The sequence below is a fragment of the Polaromonas sp. P3_C2 genome (assembly GCF_056402675.1).
The window spans coordinates 1-9002 of the sequence record NZ_JBFUGX010000095.1 but is presented as its reverse complement, the minus strand read 5'-3'; the positions used below and the strand labels follow the sequence as shown (position 1 = coordinate 9002).

The following is a 9002-nucleotide window of genomic DNA, read 5'->3' as shown; positions in this document are numbered from 1 at the left end:
GCCGTTCGGAGTCATCCACAATTTCACCCACCGCCGTTCAGGTTTCGAGGGCCGCGTTGTGGAATACATCCTGGGTGTCGTCCAGGTCCTCCAGCACGTCCAGCAGTTTTTGCATCTTGCGGGCATCCTCGCCGGTCAGCTCAATCGTGTTGTCGGCGCGCATGGTGACTTCGGCAATCTCGGGCTTGAGGCCGGCGGCTTCCAGCGCGTTCCTCACGGCTTCAAAGCCCGTGTAAGGCGTCAACACCTCAATGGCACCGTCTTCATGCGTGATGACGTCGTCGGCGCCGGACTCCAGCGCGACTTCCATGATCTTGTCTTCACTGGTGCCGGGCGCAAAAATGAGCTGGCCGCAATGTTTGAACTGGAAAGCCACTGAGCCTTCGGTGCCCATGTTGCCGCCATGTTTGGAAAAAGCGTGCCGCACTTCAGCCACGGTACGCACCTTGTTATCGGTCATACAGTCCACGATGATGGCCGCGCCGCCTATGCCGTAGCCTTCGTAACGGACTTCCTCGTAATGCACGCCTTCCAGGCTGCCCGTGGCCTTGGCAATGCCGTATTTGACGTTCTCATTGGGCATGTTGGCCGCCTTGGCCTTGTCTACCGCCAGGCGCAGGCGCGGGTTCGTGCCCAGGTCGCCACCGCCCATGCGGGCCGCCACCATGATTTCACGCATTACCCGGGTCCARATGCGCTGGCGCTTTTCATCCTGGCGCCCCTTGCGGTGTTGAATATTCGCCCATTTACTGTGACCGGCCACGAAGAATCCCTTATCAGACTGATTAATTGATTTAATCTACAACCCGCATTTTACTTTTTCACTCCAGGACACCCCATGGCCGAGCCGTTACTGATTGCCAAGCACGATTCCATCCACTGCGAGATCCTCCCCGCCCTGGCCAACCGCCATGGGCTGATCACCGGGGCCACGGGCACCGGCAAGACCGTGACGCTGCAAACACTGGCCGAAAACTTCTCGAAAATCGGCGTCCCGGTCTTCATGGCCGACGTCAAAGGGGACCTGACCGGCATCAGCCAGGCCGGCACCATCGGCGGCAAAATGGCCGGCATCCTCAAGGAACGCGGCATCGACCTCCCCGAGTCGCTGGCCTGCCCCGCCACGCTGTGGGACGTCTTCGGCGAACAGGGCCACCCCGTGCGTGCCACCATTTCCGACATGGGCCCACTGCTGCTGGGCCGCATGCTCAACCTCAACGAAACCCAGGCCGGCGTGCTCAACCTGGTGTTCAAGATCGCCGACGACAACGGCATGCTGCTGCTGGACCTGAAAGACCTGCGCGCCATGCTGCAGTACGTCGGCGACAACGCCAGCGAGTTCACCACCAAATACGGCAACGTCAGCGCCGCCAGCGTGGGCGCCATCCAGCGCGGGCTGATGCAGATCGAAAGCCAGGGCGGCGACAAGTTCTTCGGCGAGCCCATGCTCAATATCAGCGACTTCATGCAAACCGTTGATGGCAAAGGGGTGATCAACATCCTGGCGGCCGACAAGCTCATGAACTCGCCCCGCCTCTACGCCACCTTCTTGCTGTGGATGCTGTCCGAGCTGTTCGAACAACTGCCTGAAATCGGCGACCCGGACCAGCCCAAGCTCGTCTTCTTCTTCGACGAGGCCCACCTGCTCTTCAACGAAGCGCCCAAGGTGCTGGTCGAGCGCATCGAGCTGGTGGTGCGCCTGGTGCGCTCCAAGGGCGTCGGCGTGTATTTTGTGACGCAAAACCCGCTGGACATTCCCGATTCGGTGCTGGCCCAGCTCGGCAACCGGGTGCAGCACGCCCTGCGCGCCTTCACGCCGCGCGACCAGAAAGCCGTCAAGGCCACCGCCCAGACCATGCGGCAAAAGCCCGGCCTCGACATCGAAACCGCAATCACCGAACTGGCCGTCGGCGAGGCCCTGGTGAGTTTTCTCGACAGCAAAGGGCGCCCCAGCGTGACGGAACGCGTTTACGTGCTGCCGCCCGGCAGCCAGATCGGACCCATCACACCGCCACAACGCCAGCAGCTGCTGCAAAACTCGCTGGTAGCCGGCGCCTACGAAAAGACCGTGGACCGCGAGTCGGCCTACGAAGCCATCAAAGGCCGCGCGGAAGTCGCGGCCACGGAAGCGGCCAAGGCACCCCAGGGCGGCGCGGCCGGGCAAACCGATTCGGGCGGCATCATGGGCGGGCTCAACGATGTCCTGTTCGGCACCACCGGCCCGCGCGGCGGCAAGCACGACGGCCTGGCGCAAAGCATGGCCAAGTCCGCCGTGCGCACCATGGGCTCGGCCGTGGGCCGGGAAATCATCCGCGGCGTCCTCGGCAGCATTTTTGGCGGCAAAAAACGCTGAGCCCGCGCACAGGCCCGGTGCGTTCGGCCAAGCCTGTCGCAAATTAACGACCCGGCAAAACTGCCGGGCTTGTCAATCCCGGCACGCATCGCTACATTGGATTTTTTAAGGATTCGCAATGCCTGCTGAAGTTGCCGTCAAGTCACCTGATCCAAGGCCGGCCTCCCCCTCGCCTGTTTCTGCGCCTGCCTCCTCCACAGCTCCGGCCAGCCCTGCGATCTCCCACATCCGATTGACCTCTCACGCAGGAGGTTATGGCGCCCTGCCTATCCGCTGGGCCGCCGCCACTGCCGCCGAACGCGGCCCGGTGGTGGGCACCACCACCAAACGCAGCCACCGCAACGTCATCGGCACGCACAGCGGCTCGTACAGCGTCTACCGCGCGCTCGCCGTCGCTTCCGGCGCGCTCAAGGCCAGCCACAAAGCCGACCTGACGAACACCTCGCCGACCGACGTGATCGGTCCCTACCCGCAATGGAGCGAGCCCGGCCGCATCGTCGCTATGGACCCATGGGGCGCGATGGTGGCCGACGTTTTTTCCAGTGAGCTGGCAGCGGGGTACGATATCCGGCCAACCATCGCCGTAACCCAGGCCCACGTGATCCTGCCCGAGGTGATCGAAGCCCTGCAGTCGGGCAGGCTCAAGGCCGACGGCAAGTTTTTGACAGCCGGCGGCGCGGCCATGGTGACCAAGGTCGCCGTTGAACCGGTCTGGTACCTGCCCGAAATTGCCCGCCGCTTTGGCTGCAGCGAAACCGATTTGCGCCGCGTGCTGTTTGAAGAAACCGGCGGCATGTACCCCGAGCTCGTCACCCGCAGCGACCTGGAAGTCTTCCTGCCGCCCATCGGCGGCCTCACCGCCTACATTTTTGGCCGCCCGCGCGACCTGGCCAACCCCGATGTCGAACTCACCGCCCGCGTGCACGACGAATGCAACGGCTCCGACGTCTTCGGCTCCGACATCTGCACCTGCCGCCCCTACCTCACACACGCCATTGAAGAGTGCATCCAGGGTGCCCAGCGCGGCGGTGTGGGCTTGGTGTCCTATTTCCGCAAGGAAGGCCGGGCGCTAGGCGAAGTCACGAAATTCCTCGTCTACAACGCGCGCAAGCGCCAGGTCGGTGGAGACACCGCCGACCAGTACTTCAACCGCACGGAGTGCGTTGCCGGCGTACAAGACATGCGCTTCCAGGAACTTATGCCAGACGTGCTCAACTGGCTGGGCATCCGCAAAATCCACCGGCTCGTTTCCATGAGCAACATGAAGTACGACGCCATCACCCGCTCGGGCATCGAGGTAGTTCAGCGCATCAATATTCCCGAACACATGATCCCGGCCGACGCCCAGGTCGAAATGGACGCCAAGATGGCCGCAGGCTATTTCACCCCCGGCGCGGTGCCCGACGCCGAAGAACTGAAAAAAGCCAAGGGCCGGGGGCTGGATGTCTGAAACCACACCTGCTCCTGACAGTCCCAGCAACCCCGCCAACGCCACCTACACCATCGCCGGAAACCTGCGCGGGATCAGCGCCGCCGCGGAATTGCGTTCCACCAGAACCATACGCGCCCGCGCCTCTGCCCTGCTTGAGCGCGCACGCCGCGGCGAATCCGCCTGGTTTACCGTCAACGACGGCGCCATGACCACCGCCGCTGCGCTGGTTGCCGAAATCACCCGCGCCCGCTACCCGGACCTGGACATTCCGTACCACAGCCGCTGGCGACATTTTGAAGCTGGCGGCATTGACCGCCTGGGTTTACTCAATGCAGCACTGGCATCCGCCACGCCTGCCGGGCGCGCCCGCGCCCAGATTGACCTCGCGCTCATCAGCGTGCTGCTGGACGCCGGCGCCGGCGCCCAGTGGCACTACCTCGAAGCCGCCCAAGGGGAGCATCCCTGCAGCGAATACAGCCGTTCCGAGGGCCTGGGGGTGGCAAGTTTTCACGCCTTCATGGCTGGCCTCTTTTCCAGCGATCCACAGCAACCGCTGCAGGCCGATGCCCTCAAGCTCAAAACCATTACCGCAGACCAGCTTGCCCTGGCTTTTCAGGTCACGCCCGAAAACCCGCTGATCGGCCTCGAAGGCCGCGCCGCGCTGCTGCGGCGCCTCGGCCAGGCACTGCAGGACCAGCCTGCCCTCTTTGGCCAGCGCGGCCGTCCCGGCCATCTGTTTGAAGCGCTGGCGCAACCCGGGCAAAGTGCTATCGAGGCGCACGAGCTGCTGTCGGTGCTGCTCACCAGCCTCTCGTCTATCTGGCCAGCCCAAAATGTCATGGGCAACATTCCCCTGGGCGACTGCTGGCAGCACAGCGCGGCAGGCGACGATGAGTCCGAAAAAGCTGGGCCCAGTCATGGCTGGATGCCTTTCCACAAGCTGTCGCAGTGGCTCACCTATTCACTGCTGGAGCCTTTCGAATGGGCCGGTGTGCAGGTCAAAGGGCTCGACGCGCTGACCGGCCTGCCCGAGTACCGTAATGGCGGCCTGTTCCTCGATGCCGGCGTGCTGATTTTGAAAGACCCGGCGCAGGCCGACCGCTTGCATGCCGCCGGCGACGAACTGATCGTCGAATGGCGCGCCCTCACCGTGGCCCTTCTCGACGAGCTCGCCCCACTGGTGCGCGAGCAGCTGGGATTGACCGCCGAGCAGATGCCACTGGCCTGCGTGCTCGAAGGCGGCACCTGGGCCGCAGGGCGTGCACTGGCACAGCAATTGCATCAAGGTTTGCCGCCCCTGAACATCGAAAGCGACGGCACCGTATTCTGAACATCGATCCCGAAAGACGCGCGGACCCGACGGGCACCGGCACAGGTAAAAGCAGAACAAAAATAACAACCGGACAAAACAAAGACAGAACACAGAGGCACACAAGAAAATGACCATCCAGAGCAACAAAGTCCACCTGATCGACCACCCGCTGGTGCAGCACAAGCTCACCCTGATGCGCCGCAAGGACGCCTCCACCAACACCTTCCGCACACTGCTCAACGAGCTCAGCATGCTGATGGCCTACGAGGTCACGCGCGACATGCCGATGCAGGACATCGAGATCGAGACCCCGCTCGAAATCACCACCTCCAAAGTCATCGACGGTAAAAAGCTGGTGTTTGTCTCCATCCTGCGCGCCGGCAACGGCATTCTTGAGGGCATGCTCAGCGTGGTGCCCRGCGCCCGCGTCGGCCACGTCGGCCTGTACCGCGACCCGAAAACCCTGACGGCGGTCGAGTACTACTTCAAGATGCCGCACGACATGGAAGAGCGCGACATTGTCGTGGTCGACCCGATGCTCGCCACCGGCAACTCGGCCATCGCCGCAGTCGAGCGGCTCAAAGAGCTCAACCCCAAGTCCATCAAGTTCGTCTGCCTGCTGACCTGCCCGGAAGGTATCAAGGCCCTGCAGGCCGCACATCCGGACGTGCCGATCTACACCGCGGCGATCGACCGCGAGCTCAACAGCCATGGCTACATCCTGCCGGGCCTGGGCGACGCGGGCGACCGGATTTTCGGAACGAAATGAGCCCCCACGGTCGCTCACTGCGTGTAGCTCCCTGCCCCCCGAGGGGGCCGCTGCGCCTGCGGCCCGGCAAAGCCGGTTCCGCGGCCCCGACTGGCGAATTCGGGGAGCCTGCGAGCGTTTGATTTTTTGCTCCTGTTTTAGTTTTTCTGTTTGTCACCCAAAACCTGAACCTACCCGGAGGAACTCATGCACCAGACCTTCAAGCGCCGTCAACTCGTCCTATTGGCCACTGCCCTCGCAACCGCCCTGCCCGGCCTGGCACTTGCCCAGGCAGCCAAAACCAAAGTTGCGGCCATCTACACCGTGCCGTTTGAGCAGCAATGGGTCAGCCGCCTGCACAAGGCGCTCAAAGCCGCCGAAGCGCGCGGCGAGATCGAATACAAGGCGACCGAGAACGTCTCCAATGCCGACTACGAACGTGTCATGCGCGAATACGCCACGGCCGGCAACGCGCTCATCGTCGGCGAGGCTTTTGCGGTGGAAGCCGCGGCCCGCAAGGTCGCCAAGGACTTCCCGAAAGTGTCTTTTCTCGTGGGCTCGTCGGGCAAGGCGCAGGCGCCCAACTTTTCGGTGTTCGACAACTACATCCAGGAACCGGCCTACCTCTCCGGCATGATCGCCGGGGGCGTGACCAAGAGCAACAAGATCGGCATGGTCGGCGGCTTCCCGATTCCCGAAGTCAACCGCCTGATGAATGCCTTCATGGCCGGCGCGAAAGAAACCAACCCCAAGGTCGAGTTCAGCGTGAGCTTCATCAACAGCTGGTTTGACCCGCCCAAAGCCAAGGAAGCCGCCTTCGCCATGATCGACAAGGGCGCCGACGTGATGTACGCCGAGCGCTTTGGCGTGAGCGACGCCGCCAAGGAAAAAGGCAAGCTGGCCATCGGCAACGTGATCAACACACAAGACAAATACCCCGACACCGTGGTGGCGTCAGCCCTCTGGAACATGGAGCCCAGCATCGACCGCGCGATCAAGGCCGTCAAGGAAGGCAAATTCAAGGCCGAAGACTACGGCCCCTATTCCATGATGAAGTACAAGGGCTCCGAACTCGCCCCACTGGGCACCTTCGAGAAAAAGGTGCCCGCCGACATCGTCGCCAAGGTCAAGGCCAAAGAGGCCGACATCCTGGCCGGCAAGTTCACCGTCAAGGTCGACGACGGCCAGCCCAAGTCCACCGCCAAATAAGGCGGCGTTTCACCGCCTCACCTGAAAGCGCCGTATGCATTCCCTGTTTTGCCTGCGGCGTTTTCTTTTCAGCCAGCCTGTTGCCTGGCGGGCCGCGGCTCCGCTGGCCTTCCTGGCCTTTCTATCATTTGGCCTGTTGGGATGCGCGGGCCCGGCGTCTGTCCCATCCAATCCATCAGGCGCAGCTGCGGGCATTCCTGTCCGGCTCGACGCCACGCCCCGCATCGCGGTGATATCGGCTTTTCAGCCCGAACTGACTCTGCTGCTCAACCGCTTGCAGGGCCCTGCCAGGCACCGCATCAACGGCGTCGATTTCACCACCGGTACCCTGCAGGGCAAGCCGGTCGTGCTGTTCCTTTCCGGCATCAGCATGGTCAATGCGTCCATGAACACGCAGCTGGTGCTGGACCGTTTCAACATCACACACATCGTCTTCAGCGGCATCGCTGGTGGCGTCAACCCGGCCCTGCACATCGGCGACGTCAGCGTACCCACCCAGTGGAGCCAATACCTGGAAGTGCTGATGGCACGCGAAACTTCGCCGGGCCGGTTCACCATCCCGCCGCGCATGGAGGCGCAGACCCTGGCGCCCTTCGGCATGCTGCACCCGCGACCGGTCGAAACGCGCACCGCCGCCAACCCGGCGCCCGTACGCAAGTTCTGGTTTGAAGCCGACCCCGCAATGCTCGAGGTTGCCAGGGGCATGGGCAACATCGAACTCGGCGCCTGCAACGCGGGGGTATGCCTCACGCACAAACCGCAATTGATGGTGGGCGGCAACGGTGTGTCGGGCCAGGCCTTTGTCGACAACGCCGCCTTCCGCGAATATGCCTTCAAGACCTTCCAGGCCAACGTACTCGACATGGAAACCGCCGCCGTGGGCATGGTGGCCTACAGCAACAGCGTGCCTTACATCGCTTTCCGCTCGCTCAGCGACCTGGCCGGCGGCGGTGAAGCGGCCAATGAAATGGTCACGTTCATGAACATCGCTGCCGACAACTCAGCCAAGGTGTTGCTGGCGTTCCTGGCCGCCTGGAAATAGCATGCCCGAGCTCACCGGCATAGACCACATCTACATTGCCGTGAGCAACATGGCCGAGTCGGAAGCGTTCTACGACAAGCTGATGCTCAAGACGCTCAGCTGCCGCAAAAACACCTTCACGATAGGCGGCGACCCGCACATCCAGTACTACAACCGCCACTTTGGTTATGTGCTGCGGCCTGCCCGCTCGCAAGCCGCGCACGACTCGTATTCGCCCGGCCTTCATCACTTCTGCCTGCGCGTAGACACTGTCGAAGACGTGGCCGAATGCGCGCGGCTGCTGCAAGCCTCCGGCATCAACGCCAGCGAGCCGCACAACCACGGCGAATACGCACCCGACTACTGGGCCACTTTTTTCACCGACCCCGACGGCCTTCGTCTGGAGATCACCAACTACCGCCAGGAGCGGCGCGACCGGCATGACCACTGGGAATCCCTCGGTTAAGCATTCGCAGCCGCCAGTGCTGCGGTCCCTGTTGATCTGAAAGCCACATTGCTAAACACTGCTTCTTTCGGATGACCGCGCCCCTTCTCCCTGTTCTACGGCTCATCTTGCTACCCGGAATGGATGGCACAGGAGATTTGCTTGCGCCGCTGGTCAACGCACTGACGCCATCCATGCACGTTGAAGTCGTGCGCTACCCTGGACATGACGCGCTGGGTTATGACGACTTGCACAAGTTCATCCTGGCGCGCATGACCGCAGCGCCATTCGTATTGCTGGGTGAATCTTTTTCCGGGCCTTTGGCCATTTCCATTGCGGCTACCCGGCCTGCCGGCTTGCGTGGAGTGATCCTGAGCTGTACTTTTGCGCAAAATCCCCGTCCTGCCTTTTCCTTTGTCTCCCATCTTGCGGACAACTGGGTGTCCCGGAAAATCCCTCCGCATCTGCTGACCCGCCTTGTC

9 protein-coding genes are annotated in these 9002 nt (G+C 62.7%); 8 read left to right on the top strand and 1 reads right to left on the bottom strand.

Features of this window, described 5'->3' with window-relative positions:
• Positions 1 to 37 precede the first annotated feature (37 nt).
• Positions 38 to 763, bottom strand: coding sequence for a YebC/PmpR family DNA-binding transcriptional regulator (locus AC1DWI_RS06285; RefSeq protein WP_477669483.1), 726 nt, complete (start codon positions 761 to 763; stop codon positions 38 to 40).
• A 75-nt stretch (positions 764 to 838) separates the two neighbouring features.
• On the opposite strand from AC1DWI_RS06285, the gene AC1DWI_RS06280 reads away from it, so the two are divergent.
• The 8 genes from AC1DWI_RS06280 to AC1DWI_RS06245 all read left to right on the top strand — a co-directional run.
• Positions 839 to 2353: a helicase HerA-like C-terminal domain-containing protein gene (locus AC1DWI_RS06280; protein ID WP_477669482.1), complete on the top strand. Its 1515-nt coding sequence runs from the start codon at positions 839 to 841 to the stop codon at positions 2351 to 2353.
• Between the two features lie 118 nt (positions 2354 to 2471).
• Positions 2472 to 3803 carry a GTP cyclohydrolase II gene (locus AC1DWI_RS06275; RefSeq protein WP_477669481.1) on the top strand — a complete coding sequence of 444 codons (1332 nt, stop codon included), beginning with the start codon at positions 2472 to 2474 and terminating at the stop codon, positions 3801 to 3803.
• On the top strand, positions 3796 to 5115 hold the full coding sequence (locus AC1DWI_RS06270) for a URC4/urg3 family protein (protein ID WP_477669480.1): 1320 nt from the start codon (positions 3796 to 3798) through the stop codon (positions 5113 to 5115). Before AC1DWI_RS06275 ends, AC1DWI_RS06270 begins: the two co-directional genes overlap by 8 nt.
• A gap of 109 nt (positions 5116 to 5224) precedes the next feature.
• Entirely contained in the window at positions 5225 to 5866 is a 642-nt protein-coding gene (gene upp, locus AC1DWI_RS06265; RefSeq protein WP_477724549.1) for a uracil phosphoribosyltransferase, read from the top strand.
• Between the two features lie 186 nt (positions 5867 to 6052).
• Positions 6053 to 7054 (top strand): BMP family protein, encoded by a 1002-nt coding sequence (locus AC1DWI_RS06260; protein WP_477669478.1) that lies wholly within the window; start codon positions 6053 to 6055, stop codon positions 7052 to 7054.
• A 34-nt stretch (positions 7055 to 7088) separates the two neighbouring features.
• A complete protein-coding gene (locus AC1DWI_RS06255; RefSeq protein WP_477669477.1) occupies positions 7089 to 8096 on the top strand; it encodes a 5'-methylthioadenosine/S-adenosylhomocysteine nucleosidase in 1008 nt (335 codons plus the stop codon).
• 1 nt (position 8097) lies between these two features.
• Positions 8098 to 8541 carry a VOC family protein gene (locus AC1DWI_RS06250; RefSeq protein WP_477669476.1) on the top strand — a complete coding sequence of 148 codons (444 nt, stop codon included), beginning with the start codon at positions 8098 to 8100 and terminating at the stop codon, positions 8539 to 8541.
• Positions 8542 to 8660: 119 nt separating this feature from the next.
• Positions 8661 to 9002, top strand: a 342-nt coding sequence (locus tag AC1DWI_RS06245) for an alpha/beta fold hydrolase (RefSeq protein ID WP_477724548.1), incomplete at its 3' end; no start/stop codon positions are given.